This window comes from Burkholderia sp. Cy-637 (genome assembly GCF_011753175.1).
Lineage (GTDB): Bacteria > Pseudomonadota > Gammaproteobacteria > Burkholderiales > Burkholderiaceae > Burkholderia > Burkholderia gladioli.
On record NZ_VWWC01000060.1, the window covers coordinates 21,137 to 37,030 of the forward strand.

At 70.5% G+C, this 15,894-nt stretch carries 15 protein-coding genes; 11 read left to right on the top strand and 4 right to left on the bottom strand.

From position 1 onward, the window contains the following. Nucleotides 1-3 precede the first annotated feature (3 nt). Nucleotides 4-258, top strand: a complete 255-nt coding sequence (locus tag F3J10_RS17360; RefSeq protein ID WP_240155620.1) for a DUF4880 domain-containing protein — start codon at nucleotides 4-6, stop codon at nucleotides 256-258. 58 nt (nucleotides 259-316) lie between these two features. On the opposite strand, the gene F3J10_RS17365 is transcribed toward F3J10_RS17360, so the two are convergent. Both F3J10_RS17365 and F3J10_RS17370 read right to left on the bottom strand, forming a co-directional pair. After that, entirely contained in the window at nucleotides 317-580 is a 264-nt protein-coding gene (locus F3J10_RS17365) for a hypothetical protein (protein WP_167242598.1), read from the bottom strand. 258 nt (nucleotides 581-838) lie between these two features. Then, nucleotides 839-1,669, bottom strand: coding sequence for a hypothetical protein (locus F3J10_RS17370; protein WP_167242599.1), 831 nt, complete (start codon nucleotides 1,667-1,669; stop codon nucleotides 839-841). A gap of 179 nt (nucleotides 1,670-1,848) precedes the next feature. Here F3J10_RS17370 and F3J10_RS17375 point away from each other — a divergent pair, with 179 nt between their 5' ends. Then, complete coding sequence (locus F3J10_RS17375) at nucleotides 1,849-3,561, top strand: type II toxin-antitoxin system Phd/YefM family antitoxin (protein WP_345791216.1); 1,713 nt, start codon at nucleotides 1,849-1,851, stop codon at nucleotides 3,559-3,561. Between the two features lie 136 nt (nucleotides 3,562-3,697). On the opposite strand, the gene gspK is transcribed toward F3J10_RS17375, so the two are convergent. After that, nucleotides 3,698-4,684, bottom strand: coding sequence for a type II secretion system minor pseudopilin GspK (gene gspK, locus F3J10_RS17380; protein ID WP_167242600.1), 987 nt, complete (start codon nucleotides 4,682-4,684; stop codon nucleotides 3,698-3,700). Between the two features lie 8 nt (nucleotides 4,685-4,692). Further along, nucleotides 4,693-5,268, bottom strand: a complete 576-nt coding sequence (locus F3J10_RS17385) for a hypothetical protein (RefSeq protein ID WP_167242601.1) — start codon at nucleotides 5,266-5,268, stop codon at nucleotides 4,693-4,695. 727 nt (nucleotides 5,269-5,995) lie between these two features. Here F3J10_RS17385 and F3J10_RS17390 point away from each other — a divergent pair. The 9 genes from F3J10_RS17390 to F3J10_RS17430 all read left to right on the top strand — a co-directional run bounded on the left by F3J10_RS17390 (nucleotide 5,996) and on the right by F3J10_RS17430 (nucleotide 15,891). After that, nucleotides 5,996-7,165, top strand: coding sequence for a TIGR03032 family protein (locus tag F3J10_RS17390; protein ID WP_345791217.1), 1,170 nt, complete (start codon nucleotides 5,996-5,998; stop codon nucleotides 7,163-7,165). A 6-nt stretch (nucleotides 7,166-7,171) separates the two neighbouring features. Then, nucleotides 7,172-7,777, top strand: a complete 606-nt coding sequence (gene cysC, locus F3J10_RS17395; protein WP_205200326.1) for an adenylyl-sulfate kinase — start codon at nucleotides 7,172-7,174, stop codon at nucleotides 7,775-7,777. Nucleotides 7,778-7,924: 147 nt separating this feature from the next. Beyond that, nucleotides 7,925-9,577: a ShlB/FhaC/HecB family hemolysin secretion/activation protein gene (locus tag F3J10_RS17400; RefSeq protein WP_167242603.1), complete on the top strand. Its 1,653-nt coding sequence runs from the start codon at nucleotides 7,925-7,927 to the stop codon at nucleotides 9,575-9,577. A gap of 71 nt (nucleotides 9,578-9,648) precedes the next feature. Beyond that, nucleotides 9,649-11,433, top strand: a complete 1,785-nt coding sequence (locus F3J10_RS17405) for a MotA/TolQ/ExbB proton channel family protein (RefSeq protein WP_167242612.1) — start codon at nucleotides 9,649-9,651, stop codon at nucleotides 11,431-11,433. 19 nt (nucleotides 11,434-11,452) lie between these two features. Beyond that, entirely contained in the window at nucleotides 11,453-11,863 is a 411-nt protein-coding gene (locus F3J10_RS17410) for a biopolymer transporter ExbD (RefSeq protein ID WP_167242604.1), read from the top strand. 9 nt (nucleotides 11,864-11,872) lie between these two features. After that, a complete protein-coding gene (locus tag F3J10_RS17415; protein ID WP_167242605.1) occupies nucleotides 11,873-12,568 on the top strand; it encodes a TonB family protein in 696 nt (231 codons plus the stop codon). A 76-nt stretch (nucleotides 12,569-12,644) separates the two neighbouring features. Beyond that, a complete protein-coding gene (locus tag F3J10_RS17420) occupies nucleotides 12,645-14,462 on the top strand; it encodes a putative porin (RefSeq protein ID WP_167242606.1) in 1,818 nt (605 codons plus the stop codon). 11 nt (nucleotides 14,463-14,473) lie between these two features. After that, nucleotides 14,474-15,148 carry a hypothetical protein gene (locus F3J10_RS17425; protein WP_240155622.1) on the top strand — a complete coding sequence of 225 codons (675 nt, stop codon included), beginning with the start codon at nucleotides 14,474-14,476 and terminating at the stop codon, nucleotides 15,146-15,148. A 113-nt stretch (nucleotides 15,149-15,261) separates the two neighbouring features. Then, on the top strand, nucleotides 15,262-15,891 hold the full coding sequence (locus F3J10_RS17430; RefSeq protein ID WP_167242607.1) for a YbjN domain-containing protein: 630 nt from the start codon (nucleotides 15,262-15,264) through the stop codon (nucleotides 15,889-15,891). Nucleotides 15,892-15,894 lie beyond the last annotated feature (3 nt).

Below are 15,894 nucleotides of genomic sequence, written 5' to 3' on the forward strand. Positions count from 1 at the left end.
CGCATGTCGGGGGACGGCAAGATGACGATCGGCCTGGGATCGGACGAGCCGGACTACGCGCGCGCGGGGACCGACGAGGTCATCCGCGACAGCGCGATCCGGTGGTTGCTGTGGCTGCGCGTGGTGGATGGCGCGGAAGACGAGTTCATCGCCTGCGAGCGCTGGTGCGCGCGCAGCGGCGCGCACGCGGCGGCGATGCACGAGGTGCTGTGGTTATGGACGGCCCTGCGCATGCTGGGCGTGCACGATGCGCATTGAGCGGGGCGCGGGACGCGGGTTCGCGACGATGGCGGCGGCCCGCGATGCGGCTCGCGGCTCAGAGATCCTTCGGGGTGAGCGTGGTGCGCACGCCGGGCGGCGCGGGCAGCCGCGACTGGATCGCGCGCACCAGGCATTGCCGGCCCAGTTCGAAGGCCAGCAGCAGTTGCTGCGGCTGCGAGCCGGCGGCGCCGAGGCGTTCGCGCAGCGTGTCGGCGGACAGTGCGTAGGCGGCATAACCCCAGCCCGGCGCATAGGCCGCGAACCAGATCGAGGCAGTGCCGTTGAGGGTGGGGGCGGTCAGGCGGAGAGTGAACGTCATCGCTTATGGCTCGCTGGGGTTCGCATTTTGAAACGCCGTCATTCTGACATGATGCCCTGCAACATGGAAACGCCGGATGGCCCCGGCCCCGAGCCGGTGCAAGAAAGTTTGCGGGTTCGGCGGCGCCGATACGACCTGGTATACGAGGGCCGTGCAGCGGTGGGCGGGGACGCGAGGGGCAGCAAGGGCTGCCGCGTTCCGCCCGCCGCGCGTGGCAATGGCCGGTAACGTCGGGGGGACGAGGTGACATCGACGCGGTCAGTCTGGCGCCGGTCCGCCGTCGCGCGCTTCGGTGCGCGCGGCGGACCACATGGCGTCGAGTGGGTCGTCGACGTTTCGATAGGGCTCGAGCAGGAACGGAAAACGTTCGACGAACGCAGCGCTTGCCTGCAAGGCCACGATATGGTCGATCATCCAGTGCAGTACCTCGCCGGCCGGCGGCAGCGGCCGCGCCTGCCAGTCCGGCATGGCCGCGAACAGCGCCGCGTAGCCCTGCCAGCGCGAGGGCCGGTGGTTGTCGCCGGGCCGCAGGTAGGTGGCCAGCGCCACCTCGTCGTGCGCGTCGAGCGCGCCGACGAACAGGCCGCGCGGCGTGGGCACGGCCAGTTGCCGCCAGCGCTCGGCCAGCGCCAGCGAGCGGATCGCGCGCGCCAGCACCAGGGCCAGGCGCGTCTCGGTCTCGATCTCCGCCAGGCTCATCACGCCGTTGCGCTGCAGGCAGCGCGCCACCGCGTGCGGGCGGATGCTGGTGCTCGCGAAGCTGCGCAGCACCAGGTCGGGCACCGTCAGCTGCAATTCGAATTCGCGCAGGCCGTGCTCGGCGCTCATGGTCGCGAAGCCGAGGAACAGGCCCTCGCGCGCGTCGAGCGCGCCGACATAGGGCTCCAGGCCGAGCCGCGCCAGCCGTGGCGCGACCTGGCGCGCCAGCAGCCGCATCAGGTTGCGACGCGTGCGTTCGCCGGCGAAGGCGTCGAGTGCGCGCGTGATCACGTCGCTGATCTCCCAGCGCCGTGCCTCGGCGATCAGCCGCGGCGAACCGCTCAGTTCGAATCGGGCGCGGCCACGGGCCACGCGAGGGTCTACGTACATGCGGGGGCCTCGTGCCCGGACGGCACGCAAGGGCGCGCGCGATCGCGCGCCGCCGGAACGCATTCGATGCTGGTGCTTCCCTTGCCGCTCGTCAAGTCCGCCGCCGTGGCGCCGGCCGCGCGCGGCCAAGCCGAGGCGCCCCAACCCAATAACGCAGAGGTGACCAGGTGATACGCACGGTGTTGGAACGCTTCGTCGAACACAGCCCGATGGCGATCATGGCGCGGCTCGTGATGCAGTGCGCGGTCGACGACCCATGGCTGGACTCGGCCGAGAGCGACGACGACGCCGAGCGCGAGCCGGTGCGCGAGGCCCTGCTGGCCTGCGTGGCCGATGCGCTGGTGGCGATCGGCACCGGCACGCGGGCACCGGCGGGGGCGGCCGGCTTCGTGCCGCCGGCGATGTCGGCCGCGCCTTCGCCCGCCATGTCCCCCGAATTCGCGCCGGCCGTGACCGTGCTGCACGACCGCATGAGCCGGCTGCGCGCGGGCTGGGGCCGCGCGCTGGTCAGGGACGGCGCCGCGCTGCTGCAGCCGCTCGCCGCGCGCCGGCCCGGTGCCTGGGCCGAGGCGGCGGCCGGCTTGCGCGTGCGGGTGCTGGACGGCGGCGCGATGCCGGCCTCGCTGGCCTGCACGCCGGGCCCCGACGGCTGCGTGCATGGTTTCGCGGGCGATCCGCCCGATGCGCTGCCGGCGGTGCTGCCGGTCTACGATCCCGAATACGGCATGGTGGTGGACCTGGTGCCTTGCGAGCGCGGCCGCGCGCACGAGCGCGCGCTGGTGGCGGCGCTGCTCGAATCGGTGCAGGCGGGCGAGCTGTGGATCCTCGACGGCCGCTTCGGCACGGCCGGCATGTTGTCGGGCTGGCCGCGCGGCGGCGGCCTGTTCCTGATCCGCGAGCATGGCTGCGCGCCGGCCTGGCAGGCCTGCGAGGCGCCGCGCGAGCTCGGCGAGTTCGACGGCGGGGTGCTCCACGAGCAGGCCGTCATGATGCCCGGCGCGCCGGCCGCGACTGACAACATGCCGGGCGTGACGAACGAGGCTGTCGAGACGATCGGCGAGGCCGCGATGTGCCTGCGTCGCATCGAGTGGCGAGCGCGCCTGCCCGGTGTCGAGCCGGTCAGCGTGCTGACCAATGCCGGGGCCGGCCTGCTCGACGCCGCGCGCCTCATGCGGCTGGCCAGGCTGCGCTGGCGCGAGGCGCTGCCGCTGCCGGTCGAGCCGGTGTTCGATGCCGCGCGCTACGCCGAGCTGCCGGCCCGCGCGGTGCCGCTCGCGCGCGGCATCGTCGCGACCGCCTACAACGTGTTCAGCGTGATGACGGGCGCGGTGGCCGGCGAGCTCGAGCTCGACGTGCGCGAACTCGAGCGCCTGCCCCTGCATGTCGCGGCCGGCGTGCGCCTCGCCTACGCGGGCATGATGATCGCGCTGCCGCCGGCCTGGTGGCGCCGCTACGACCATCTGTCGATCGGCTCGCTCGGCACCCTGCTCGGGCTGCTCGCGCATCACGTCGATCCGCGCAGCGAGCGGCGGCGCCGGCGCGAGCATCGCGTCTCGGCGAAATCGCAGGCCTTGCTGCGCACCGCCACGCTCGACCGCCTGCTGCACGACGACAACGACGACCTGGCCTCGAACGTGTTCAACCTGCGCACCATCGCGATGGCCACGCGCGACTTCAGCAGCAATCCCTCGAAGGCGCTGCGCCATGCCGGCGAGGCGCTGGTGATGGTGACCAAGTACAACCGGCCGATCGCGCTGCTGGTCTCGATCGAGGACTGGAACCGGCTGCTCGGCGAGGTGCGCGAGACCAGCGTGAGCCGGCTGTCGCTCGAGGGCGGCGCTGCGGTGCAGCGCGTGCAGTCGCTCGGTTTCGGCGAGGTGCCTCTGAACTAGCGGGGCAAGCGCGGCGGCGTATCGAGCTCGCCGCGCCGGCGGCAGGCCGGCACGGCCCGCGCGCGAATCCGGTTTGGCCGCAAGCGCGCTGGCAAGCGCGCTGGCAGTCGCGCGGGCAGCCGCGATGGCGCCTCGCTCAGGCCGTGATGCGATGGACCCAGAGCACCGAGGTCCAGCTGAAGTCGCCCACGCCGTAGCGTGCCACCAGCGTGTCGAGCCGCAGGTTCAGGCGCGGCGAGTGAATCCGGCAATGCACCACGAAATAGCTGCTGTTCACGCCCGCCAGCGCGCCGTCGGGCAGGGTGCCGTTGCCGCCCACCGGCTGCAGGAACAGCGCCAGCTCCCCGGTATTGACGAAATAGGCCGTGCCGCGATGCTCGACCAGCCGGTGCGCGTCGCTGTGCGAGAGCGTCGGGATCGCCGAGATCAGCACCGGCTCGGGCGCGGTGTTGACGTTGACCAGCGACAGATCGGGCAGCACCGTCACGTAGGGCGCCAGCGCGGCGATGGTCTGCGCGCTGTAGCCGGGGATGCGCGTCAGGTCGTCGACGGTGACCAACTGCAGCGGCCAGCCGCCTTCGCCCGGCGCGGGGCGCAGCGAGGCGAGCACGGCATCGGCGGTGGCCGATGCCAGCGACGGGTCCAGCGACAGCGCGCCGAGCAGGCGCCGGTAGGCCAGCAGGCCCGTGCTGCTGACCTGCCAGGGCTGGCTCGGCGCGGGACGCGCCACCAGGTTCATCAGGTTGAAGCGCGCCTGGGCATCCTCCACGCTGCCCGAGATCCAGGCGCGCGACAGGTCGGCGTTGACGGCGATCGCCTCGGGCGGCAGGAAGTCGGCCAGTTGCACGTCGGCCACCGGCACCGACCACGGTTGGCCGATGAAGGTGACGTTGGAGGTGGCGTTCTGCGCGCGCAATTGCGCGCGCGCCCATTCGACGGCGGCGCGCTCGGCCCACATCGCCTGGGTGGCGAGCCGCTGGTTCTCCACGTCGTGGGTGGCGACCTGCTGGCGCCAGACGATGCCGGCCGCGAGCGTGGCGGCCAGCGCCACCACCAGCAGCACCGTGACGATCGCGATGCCGCGCTGGCGCCGGGCGCGGTGGGTGGGCGTGAGCCTGCGCATGGCCGCGCTCATTCGTCGAAGGCGAGCCAGGCATGCAGCAGGCTGGCCGGCAGCGCCGAGGCGATGCCGAAGCCGCCCACCAGCAGCAGCTCGTGCAGCGTGGCCGAGGCCTCGCGCGTGCCGTCGGGCGCGAGCGCGAGCAGGCCCACCAGCTCGGCGGCCGAGTGCGAGCCCCACAGCAGCAGCGCGCAGAACCCGCAGGCGGCGCTCGCGCCGATCGCGAACAGGTAGGCCGCGGCGGCGCGGCGCGCCAGGAAGGGCGCGCGATGATGGCGCTGGTTGGCGGCGATCATCGCGACGCCGTTGGCGAGCGGCACGATGCCCATCGCGATCGCCCACAGGAAGGGCTGGTCGCTGTCCGGGTTGATCAGCAGCAGGATGCCGATCGACCAGAACGGCGGTGCCAGCAGCGTGCTCAGCACCCAGGAAGCCAATTGCCGGGGCAGCCACGGCGCGCGCCAGCGCAGCGCGCGCACCGGCGGCGCCGCGCCGCCGCGCACGGCGCGTGCGCGAGCGAGGCCGGCGCCGGGCGCGGCGGCCAGTTTGCCGGTCAGCCAGCGCCGGATCAGCGTGGCGATCCACATCGTCCCACCGTCGAGGTTCTCCGCATCCGCATGCCCTGTACTCGTCCTTGCTCCGTGATCGCGGCGCGCCGCGCATCGCAAACGATCCACCGTTCCCTAAGCACAGGACGGATCGACGGGCGCGGACCCGCAAACTGTTTCAAATGGCGCCGCGAATCGGTATTCGCTTCCGACACCTTTCAAATGCTCGCGCCGGTGTCACAAAAAATTACCGGTTGTGGTCCGAGGATACGCACGCGGCTCGCCTGGGCGGGCCGCGCAGTGTTGCATGCGCTTGAGAGGGCGCGACGTCCGGCTTGCAGGCAGGCCGGACGAGCCGCGCGGCAGGCGCCGCGCCGATGATCACGAACCAGCAGCAGACGTCGAGCGACGACGCGATTCTCGACCGGAGGGCCGGCCCGATTCGATGGCGGGTACGCGGCGCATGCCGCGTCCGCAGCCCTCGAGCGAGGGCCTTCCCGCGCCGAACCCTGGTCGTCTCGCGAGACGTTTTCGCGCGAAGGGCGAGCCGGTTTTTCCTCTCCCGACCGATGCGACGTGCCAGTGCCATGGCAGGTCGCGGCCGCGCCGATGAAGCACGCGGAAAGCCGCGCAAAAAACATTGCGGCAAAAGGCTGACCGTTCCGTCTAGATAGCTGTGGGCGAGAGCCGTGCCGCGCGAACGCGAGGCGGGGCGCAATGAGCCAATGCGGTGCGCCGAAGACGCGCACGAATGGGGTGGGGGCAAGTGGAACAGATCGACAACGCATCGGCGGGGCCGCTCGCCGCGCCGCACCAGGACGCCGACCGGGCGCTCGCCGGCGATGGCGAGGCACCGACCATCAGCCTGCGCGACACCGGCCGCTTCGTCGAGGTGCTGGCGGCGCTCGGCTGCACGCTGGCGATCAGCCGCCGGCCGTCGGGCGTCGCCTTGCTGGGGGTGGACGATGGCGTGCCGACCCTGTCGGCCTGCCTGCTGCCGCGCTCGATGGGCCTGGCGGTGGCCGGCAACCGGCTGGCGGTGGCGACCGCCAACGAACTGGTGATCTACGCCAACGTCTCGACGCTCGCGCCGCATTATCCGCCGCGCCCCGCGCACTACGACGCGATGTTCGTGCCGCGCCAGACCTATTGCACGGGCGACCTCGACCTGCACGACATGGCCTTCGACAAGCAGGTCGTGCTGGCCGTCAACACGCGTTTCTCCTGCATCTGCGTGATCGACGGTTTCTTCAATTTCACGCCGATCTGGCAGCCGCCGTTCATCAGCGCGCTGGCGCCCGACGATCGCTGCCACCTGAACGGCATGGCCTTCCACGAGGGCAAGGTGCGCTATGCCACGGCGCTCGCCCAATGCGACACGCCCTTCGGCTGGCGCAAGCAGATGACCGAGGGCGGCATCGTGATGGAGGTGCCCTCGGGGCGCGTGATCGCCTCGGGCCTGTCGATGCCGCATTCGCCGCGCGTGATCGGCGGCCGCCTGCACGTGCTGGAAGGCGGCCGCGGCCGCGTCTTGCAGATCGACCCGGCCAGCGGCGCGCGGCGCGTGCTGGCCAGCCTGCCGGGTTTCACGCACGGGCTGGCCGAGTATCGCGGCGTGCTGTTCGTCGGGCTGTCGCGGCTGCGCGAGCGGCGCGGCCCGCAGGGCCTGCCGATCGAGGCCGAGGCGGGCTCGATCGTGGCCGGCGTCGCTGCGCTCGACGCGGCCAGCGGCGAGGTGCTCGGCATCCTGCGGTTCTACAACGGCGTCGAGGAGGTGTTCGACGTGCACGTGCTGCCCAACGTGAAGCGCGCGGAAATCCTCGGGCCCCAGCAATGGCTGGAGACGCCCTCGATCGTGACGATGCATGGCGGCTTCTGGCAGACGCGTGCGCGCGAGGACGACGAGGCCGCGCATCCCGCGAGCGGCACGGCCTGATCGGACATGGATACGAAATTCTGCGGGTTGTCGATGCCCGATCCGTCCTTGTTGGTAGGCACGGCGCAGTCGATGCGCGGCGGGGTGGTCTGGCTTACCGGCCTGTCCGGCGCGGGCAAGACCACGTTGGCCGAAGCCCTCGCCACGCATCTGCGACGGCTCGGGCGTTTCGCGATGGTGCTGGACGGCGACCGGATGCGCGCGCGCCTGAGCGCCGATCTCGGTTTTGCCGAGCGCGACCGCTTCGAGAACATCCGGCGCATCGCGGAAGTGGCGGCGATGGTGGCCGAGGCGGGCGGTGTCGCCGTGGTGGCCGCGATCGCACCGCTGGCGGCGATGCGCGATATGGCCCGCGAGGTGATCGGCGAGCCGTATCGCGAGGTGTATGCGAGCGCCTCGCTGGCAGTGTGCGAGGCGCGCGATCCGAAGGGGCATTACGCGCGGGCGCGGCGCGGCGAGCTGCCCGGCTTCACGGGCGTCTCGGCGCCCTACGAGCCGCCGGCGCAGGCGGACCTGATGCTCGACACCGGCGCTTGCGACTACGAGGCCTGCATCGACGCGCTGCTGTGGTTCACGCTCGATGCCTTCCGCGCGGAGCCGGTGCGCAACTGAGGATCGACCTGCCGCGACGGATCGCGGCACGGATTAATTGCTGAGGATGGCGAAGGAATTGTCATCCGCATGAAACAGACGGGGATTAGCGCGGCCGCGCAGCGGCACGCGTGAGCAGCGGGAACCGATACAAAAGGGGAAGGGCGCATGCCGCCGAGAGTAGACCAGCAAGCCCACGATACCAGGCGATTGACTCGCCGCTGCCTGGCCGGCGTCGCCCTGATCGGCGGCCTGAGCCTGGCGTCGGCGGCGCGCGCGCAGCAGGCCGCGGGCACGCCGGCGGGTGCCAGCCCGCGGGCGGCGCCCGCCGCGCCGCGCCAGTTCGACATCAACGAATTCATCGTGCGCGGCAATACCATGCTGCCGTCGCTCGAGATCGAGAAGGCCGTCTATCCGTTCGAGGGCCCGGGCCGCACGCTCGACGACGTCAATGCCGCGCGCGATGCGCTGCAGAAGGTCTACCAGGAGCGCGGCTACCAGTCGGTGGTGGTGGAGCTGCCGCAGCAGCAGGTGAAGAACGGCGTGATCCTGCTGCAGGTGACCGAAGCGAAGGTGGGCCGGCTGCGCGTGCAGGGCGCCGAATACAACTCGCCGCAGACCATTCGCGACGCGGTGCCGGCGCTGGCCGAGGGCGGCGTGCCGAACTTCAACGCGGCGCAGGCGCAGCTTACCGCGCTGAACCGCTCGGCCGACCGCCAGGTGATCCCGGTGCTCAAGCCCGGCACGCTGCCGCAGACCGTCGACGTCGACCTCAAGGTGGACGATCACAGCCCGCTGCACGGCTCGATCGAGCTGAACAACGACAACAGCCCCGGCACCTCGCTGCTGCGCACCACGGGCACGCTGAGCTACTCGAACCTGTGGCAGATGGGCCACGTGATCTCGGGCACCTACGTGCTCGCGCCGCAGCATCCGCAGGATGCGCGCGTCTACGCGTTCTCGTACCTGGCGCCGCTCAAGGACACCAACTGGAGCTTCCTGGCCACGGTGGTCCACTCGGACAGCAACGTCGCCTCGCTGGCCAGCACCAACGTGCTCGGCAAGGGCACCACCTACGGGCTGACCGCGATCTACGCGCTGCCCTCGTCGGATACCTACGCGCAGAACCTCAGCGTCGAGATCGACCACAAGCACTACGACGAGAACGTCACCACCCTGGGCCAGAGCTCGACGGCGCCGCTCACCTATATCCCGGTGACCGTCTCCTACACCGGGCAGATGAACCTGAAGCAGTCGCAGACCTCCTTCTCGGCCGCGCTGGTCACCAACATCCGCGGTTTGGGCAGCAGCTGGAACGACTTCGACAACAAGCGCTTCAATGCCTCGCCGGACTTCATCTACGGCAAGTTCGACATCAACCACACGCAGAACTTCAAGCACGACCTGCAGGCCAACGCGCACATCAGCGCGCAGCTCGCGAACTCGCCGCTGGTGTCCAGCGAGCAGTTCGCGGCGGGCGGCATGAACAGCGTGCGCGGCTACATGCAGGCCGAGGACACCGCGGACAGCGGCGTGATCGGCTCGCTCGAACTGCGCAGCCCCTCGCTCGCGCCGCACCTGGGCGGCAGCATCAACGAACTGCGCTTCCACGCCTTCGTCGACGCCGCGCATCTGTGGCTGCTGAGTCCGCTGCCGGAGCAGACCTCGAGCTTCAACCTGCTGAGCATCGGCTTCGGCATGCGCATGCAGGTGCTCAAGTACGCGAGCGCGGATTTCGAGGCCGGCTGGCCGTTGAAGGCGGGCGTCTATACGCGGCAGTACAGCCCCCGGTTCGACTTCAGCGTGCGACTGGGTTTCTGAGGATTTTTTTTGATCGTGCCGGGCCTCGGGCGGCCCGAGGCGAAAACGGGGAGTGGATCGTGAAGCGAGTAATGGTGTTCATGTTGGCGGCGCTGCTGGGCGCGCTGCCGGGAATCGCGAATGCGTGGTGGCAGAACGACTGGTCGTTCCGCAAGTCGATCACCATCGACGCGAGTCCGAAGGGCGCGAACCTGAGCGAATCGGCCGGCCGCGTGCCGCTGCTGATCCGCCTGCATTCGGGCAATTTCCAGTTCGACGGGCTGGCCGACAACGGTGCCGACATCCGCTTCGTCGCGGCCGACGACAAGACGCCGCTGAACTACCACGTCGAGCAGTACGACCCGGTGCTCGGCGTCGCGCTGATCTGGGTGGACGTGCCGAAGATGCCGGCCGGCTCGGCCGAGTCGATCTGGATGTACTACGGCAACAAGAAGGCGAGCGACGGCGGCAAGCCGGCCGAGAGCTTCGATGCCGACTACGCGCTGGTCTATCACTTCGACGGCGCCGCGGGCACGCCGCCCAAGGACGCCACCGCCTATGCCAACAACGCGCAGGCCGCCAGCGTGCGCAGTGTCGAGGACGGCATCATCGGCCGCGGCGCGGGCTTCGACGGCAAGGGCTCGCTGACGCTGCCGGCCAGCCCCTCGCTGAACCTGGCCGCCGGCGGCGGCTTCACCTTCAGCGCCTGGGTCAAGCCGGCCGCGCTCGCGCCCAACGCGCTGCTCTACAGCCGCCGCGACGGCGCCAACGCGCTGCTGATCGGCCTCGACAACGGCCTGCCGTTCGCCGAGATCGACGGCGGCGCCGCGCCGGTGCGCGTGGCCGGCACCGCGCCGTTCGCCGCCAGCCAGTGGAGCCATCTCGCCGTCACCGACGACGGCCACAACCTGACGGTCTACGCGAACGGCAAGCAGGTCGCCCAGGTGGCGGGCGCGCTGCCGGCGCTGAACACGCCGGCCGTGGTGGGCGCCGACGCGCCCGGCGCGCCGGCGGGCTTTGCCGCCTACACGGGCGCGCTCGACGAACTGCGCCTGTCGCGCGTGGCGCGCTCGCCGCAACTGATCGCGGTCGACGCGCTGTCGCAGGGCTCCGAGTCGAAGCTGGTCGCCTACGGCGCCGACGAGAAGCAGTCGGGCTTCGGCTTCGGCTATTTCGGCGTGATCGTGCACTCGGTGACGGTCGACGCCTGGGTGGTGATCGTGATCCTGCTGGCGATGGCGGTGCTGTCCTGGGTGGTGATGTGGACCAAGGCGCGCTACGTGGGCGTGGTCGACAAGGCCAATGCCTTCTTCGTGCAGCGTTTCCGCGAGGTGGCCGGCCGTCACCTGACCGGCCTCGCGCACTTCGACGAGAAGAGCGAGGAGGGCCGCCGCCTGTTCCAGTCCTCGCTGTACCGGCTGTACCGCGCCGGCGTGCACGAGATCCATGCACGGGTCGACTCGACCGGGCGCACCATCATTACCAGCGAGTCGATCGAGGCGATCCGCGCCTCGATGGACGCCACCCTGGTGCGCGAGAACCAGCGCCTGTCGAAATCGATGGTACTGCTGACCATCGCGATCTCCGGCGGCCCCTTCCTCGGCCTGCTGGGCACCGTGGTGGGTGTGATGATCACCTTCGCGGCGATCGCCGCGGCCGGCGACGTGAACGTCAACGCGATCGCCCCGGGTATCGCCGCCGCGCTGCTGGCCACCGTCACCGGCCTGTTCGTCGCGATCCCGGCCCTCTTTGGCTACAACTACCTGCTGATCCGCAACAAGAACGTGACCGCCAACATGCAGGTGTTCGTCGACGAATTCGTCACGCGCCTGGCCGAGGCACACCGCTCGCCGGATCACGCGGTGCTGGCCGACTGAACGACGCGGGGAGACCACCATGCAGGTTCAGGACGACGACAAGCCCTACGACGACATCAACATCACGCCGATGCTGGACCTGGCGTACGTGCTGCTGATCATCTTCATCATCATGACCACCGCCTCGGTGCAGGGCATCAAGGTCGACCTGCCGAAGGCGAGCTCCTCCACGAGCCTCGCCAAGCCGAAGACCAAGGCCATCACGGTGGCCGATTCGGGGCAGATCTTCCTCGACGCCTACCCGGTGACGATGGACGAACTCGAGAGCCGGCTGCGCACCGAGAAGGCCAGCAATCCCGAGTTCCCGATCGTGCTCAAGGGCGACGCGACGGTGCAGTACCAGCGCGTGATGGACGTGCTGGACCTGCTGCGCCGGCTCGATCTCTCGCAGGTCGGGCTGGTGACCGGCCGCGCCAGGCAGGGCAGCTAGGGACCGGCGATGGAAATGAGCTACCAGGGCGGACCGCCCAAGGGCCCGCGGCGGCTGATCAAGCCGGTGCTGATCGCGCTGGTCGCGGCCGGCGTCGTGGCGCTGATCTGGCATTTCGCGAGCGACACGGCCGGCGTCAAGCGGGTGAGCGCGCCGCAGGTGACCACGGTGATCCCGTTGCCGCCTCCACCGCCCCCGCCGCCGCAGAAGCCGCCGCCCGAGAAGGTCAGGGAAGAGGTCAAGACGCCGCTCGACAAGCCGACCGTCGCGCCCAAGCCGGCCGAGACGCCCAAGCCGTCCGACAACCAGCCCAGGCAGATGACCATGAACGCGCCCGCGCAGGCCGGCACCGACAGCTTCGGGATCGGCGCGGGCGACGGCTCGGGGATGGTCGGTTCGGGCGGCGGCGGGCGCTTCGGCAACGCCAGCTACGCGCAGTACATGGTCTATGTGCTGCAGCGCGCGATCGAGGCCGACAAGGGCGTGCAGGAGGCGGGCGGCACGCGCTTCTCGGGCAGCCTCGACCTCTGGATGGACGCGAGCGGCCGCATCACGCGGGTGACGGTGGCGCAGTCGACCGGCGACGCGAGGATCGACGCGGCCGTGGTGGCGGCGGTCGAGGCGCTCGGCCGGGTCGACGAGGCGCCGCCGGCCGGCACCGCCTATCCGGTGACGGTCAGGATGCAGGGACGCAAGCCGGCCTAGGGCCTCGCGAAATCATGGGGCGGCGTCGCGGGGGCGGGCGCTGCCGGACAGAACAGACAGTGTGCGGAGCACTTTGATGATTCGGAAGATGAAGATACGGGGTGGGGGACAGTCGTGGGGCGGCACGCCCGGTCGGCTGTCGTGCATCGGCGCGGCGGTGCTGACGCTGGGCGTGTTCGGCTCGGCGCCGGCGCGCGCGCAGTCGCTGGAGGCGCAGGCCGCCGCCGGCAAGGCCGCGCCGACCGAGAGCGTGGTGATCAACCTGATCAACCTGCTGGTCAAGCAGGGCGTGCTCACGCAGCAGAGCGCCAGCCAGCTGATCAGCGAGGCGCGCAGCGAGGCGGCCCAGGCGCGCGCCGCGCGCCCGCCCGCTGGCGTGGTGCCGGTGGCCGGCGCGGCGGTGGTCAATGCGCCGACCCAGCCGGGCGACGTGGCCGTGCCCTACGTGCCGCAGGTGGTGCGCGACCAGATCCGCGACCAGGTCAAGCAGGAGGTGATCGCCCAGGCCAAGCAGGAGAACTGGGCCCAGCCGAACACCTTCCCCGACTGGGTGTCGCGCTTCAAGCTCGACGGCGACCTGCGCGTGCGTGACGAATACCACTTCTACGGCAGCCGCAATTCGACCAACGTGACCAACTTCGCGGCGATCAATTCGGGCACCGGCTTCGACATCAATCCGAACACCAACACCACCCAGATCCCGACGCAGAACACCACGCAGAACCGCAACAACCTGCTGCGCTACCGCGCGCGCCTGGGCGTGACGGCCACCCTGTCCGACGAGATCTCGGCCGGCATCCAGCTCGCCAGCGGCAACGACAACAACCCGGTGTCGACCACCGCCACCGCCGGCGGCGGCTTCGCCAAGCGCAGCATCTGGCTGAACAAGGCCTTCTTCAGCTACAAGCCGACCACCTGGCTGAACGTGGTGGCGGGCCGCTTCGACAATCCCTTCTTCAAGTCGGACCTGCTGTTCTCCGACGACCTGGAGCTGGACGGCATCGCGGCCAGCATGCGCCGTGCGCTGCCCTGGAACCCCGACGTCACGCTGTTCGGCACGCTGGGCGTGTTCCCGATCCAGTACACCAGCGAGAACTTCCCCTCCAACAGCACCGACAAGGTGGGCGGCGACACCAAGTGGATGTTCGGCGCGCAGTTCGGCGCGGAGTGGAAGATCAACGAGCAGAACCGCGTGAAGGGCGCGATCGCCTACTACGACTACCAGAACATGCGCGGCACGCTGTCCTCGCCGTGCGCGCTCTATGCCGGAGCCACCAGCTGCAGCACCGACAACGAGGCGCCCGCCTACATGCAGGGCGGCAATACGCTGATCGCGCTGCGCAACATCGTGCAGAACCCGAACATCGCGCCGGGTACCACGCCGTTGCCCGAGCTGTTCGGCCTGGCCTACAACTACCGCCTGCTCGACCTGAAGGGCCAGTGGGACACGGTGATCGCCAACCGCTTCAAGCTGCGGCTGGACGGCGAGTTCGTGCGCAACCTGGCCTACAACTCGAACAAGGCCTTCGCGGCCGCGTCCACGCCGGTCAACAACTACGAGTCGAGCTCGATCACCCCGAGCCAGTCCGACTATCGCAGCGGCCCGAACGGCTTCCTGGCCAAGGCCACCTTCGGCGAGCCGGAGCCGCACGACAAGGGCCAGTGGAACTTCTCGGTGGCCTACAAGTACCTGCAGCCGGACGCCACGCTCGATGCCTTCAACGATCCGGACTTCCACCTCGGCGGCACCAACGCGCGCGGCTACATCCTCGGCGCGGCCTATGCGGTGGCGCGCGATACCTGGCTGTCGGCGCGCTACCTGAGCGCTCGCGAGGTGTATGGGCCGCCGGTATCGATCGACGTGCTGCAGCTCGAACTGAACGCGCGCTTCTGACGAGGTACCGGATGAGATCGAATCGATATGCCCGGCTCGGTGCTGCCGCTGCCGCCGCCGTCGCGATGCTGATGGCGGGCATGCAGACGGCCGGCGCGCAGAGCATGGAGGAACGCCTGCGCGGCCAGTTGCGCACCACCACCCAGCAGTTGCGCCAGCTCCAGGATGGGCAGGCGCAGCTCGAGGCCGACAAGACCGGCGCCGAGCAGGCGCGCGACAAGGCGCTGGCGCAGGTCAAGGAGTTGCAGGCGCAACTATCGGCCGCCAAGGGCGATTCGGGCGCCGAGGCGGCCGCCCGGCGCGCGCTGGCCGACGAGCGCGCCGCGCACGCGCGCGATACGCAGGCACTGGCCAAGGCCCGGGCGTCCTACGAGGAGCTGGCCGGCACCGCGCGCACGCGCGATGCGCAGCGCGGCACCTTGCAGGCCGATCTCGCGGCGCGTGACACGCAGTTGCAAAGCTGCCAGGCACACAATGCGGACCTGTATCGCGTCGGTCACGAGATCCTCGATGCCTACGAGCATGTCGGGCTCGGCACCGTGCTCGCGTCGCGCCAGCCCTTCGCGCAGTCGGCGCGCGTGAAGTACGACCAGCTCGCGCAACGCTACGGCGACGCGCTCTACGCCGGCAAGTACGACCCGGCCGCGCGGCCGGCCAAGCCCGAGGCGGCCTCGGGCGCGCAGTGACAGGCGGCATCGGGCCGGCGCGGCCGCCGGCAGGCGCATCGGGCGGCACCCGGCATCACGCCGCTCGATTCGTTCAATTCGTATCACGCAGCAGGACCGAGGGACGAGAGACCATGGCAGACATCCAGCAGATCAACGAGGCACGCGCCTCGCAAGACATCACCATCGAGACGGTCGGCGCCGATCAACTCGCCGAGATCTTCCGGCGCGCCGGCTATCGCGTCACGGCCGCCGAGCACAACGGCCATGTGCAACTGATGAGCGCGAGCCAGGGCGTGGGCTTCGCGGTGCGCTTCGGCAACGCGGCCGCGGCCGGCACCGCCGAGGCACGCTTCTTCGACTACACGCTGAGCTGCGTGCTGCAGGTGCAGGGCGAGATGCCGGCCGAGCTGACCGCCAGCTGGAACCGCACCAAGCGCTTCGCCCGGCTGGCCAACCACGGCGCCTTCCTGGCGCTGGAGATGGACGTGATCGTGGCGGGCGGCGTGTCGGAGCGCTACCTGCGCTCGACCATCGAGCTGTGGGACCGGCTGGTGCAGGAATTCCTGCTGCATCTGCGCAATCGTCCGGCGATGGCCGAGCAGGAAGCGGCGGCGCGCGCGCAGCAGACGGGCGAGGCGGCGGCTCGGGCTTCGGCGCCGGTCACGGAGCCTGAGCCTGAGCCGGAAAGCGCGGCCGAGGGGATCGACGCGGCCGAGGCAGCGCGCGCCGGCGGCGCCCGCGCGAAGGCCGCCAACGCATGAACG

Excerpts from the sequence above, each read along its gene's own strand:
- F3J10_RS17360 (WP_240155620.1), top strand. The coding sequence starts at position 4 with ATGTCGGGGGACGGCAAGATGACGATCGGCCTGGGATCGGACGAGCCG.
- F3J10_RS17365 (WP_167242598.1), bottom strand. The coding sequence starts at position 580 with ATGACGTTCACTCTCCGCCTGACCGCCCCCACCCTCAACGGCACTGCC.
- F3J10_RS17370 (WP_167242599.1), bottom strand. The coding sequence starts at position 1,669 with ATGTACGTAGACCCTCGCGTGGCCCGTGGCCGCGCCCGATTCGAACTG.
- gspK (WP_167242600.1), bottom strand. The coding sequence starts at position 4,684 with ATGCGCAGGCTCACGCCCACCCACCGCGCCCGGCGCCAGCGCGGCATC.
- F3J10_RS17385 (WP_167242601.1), bottom strand. The coding sequence starts at position 5,268 with ATGTGGATCGCCACGCTGATCCGGCGCTGGCTGACCGGCAAACTGGCC.
- cysC (WP_205200326.1), top strand. The coding sequence starts at position 7,172 with ATGGATACGAAATTCTGCGGGTTGTCGATGCCCGATCCGTCCTTGTTG.
- F3J10_RS17400 (WP_167242603.1), top strand. The coding sequence starts at position 7,925 with ATGCCGCCGAGAGTAGACCAGCAAGCCCACGATACCAGGCGATTGACT.
- F3J10_RS17405 (WP_167242612.1), top strand. The coding sequence starts at position 9,649 with ATGGTGTTCATGTTGGCGGCGCTGCTGGGCGCGCTGCCGGGAATCGCG.
- F3J10_RS17410 (WP_167242604.1), top strand. The coding sequence starts at position 11,453 with ATGCAGGTTCAGGACGACGACAAGCCCTACGACGACATCAACATCACG.
- F3J10_RS17415 (WP_167242605.1), top strand. The coding sequence starts at position 11,873 with ATGGAAATGAGCTACCAGGGCGGACCGCCCAAGGGCCCGCGGCGGCTG.
- F3J10_RS17420 (WP_167242606.1), top strand. The coding sequence starts at position 12,645 with ATGATTCGGAAGATGAAGATACGGGGTGGGGGACAGTCGTGGGGCGGC.
- F3J10_RS17425 (WP_240155622.1), top strand. The coding sequence starts at position 14,474 with ATGAGATCGAATCGATATGCCCGGCTCGGTGCTGCCGCTGCCGCCGCC.
- F3J10_RS17430 (WP_167242607.1), top strand. The coding sequence starts at position 15,262 with ATGGCAGACATCCAGCAGATCAACGAGGCACGCGCCTCGCAAGACATC.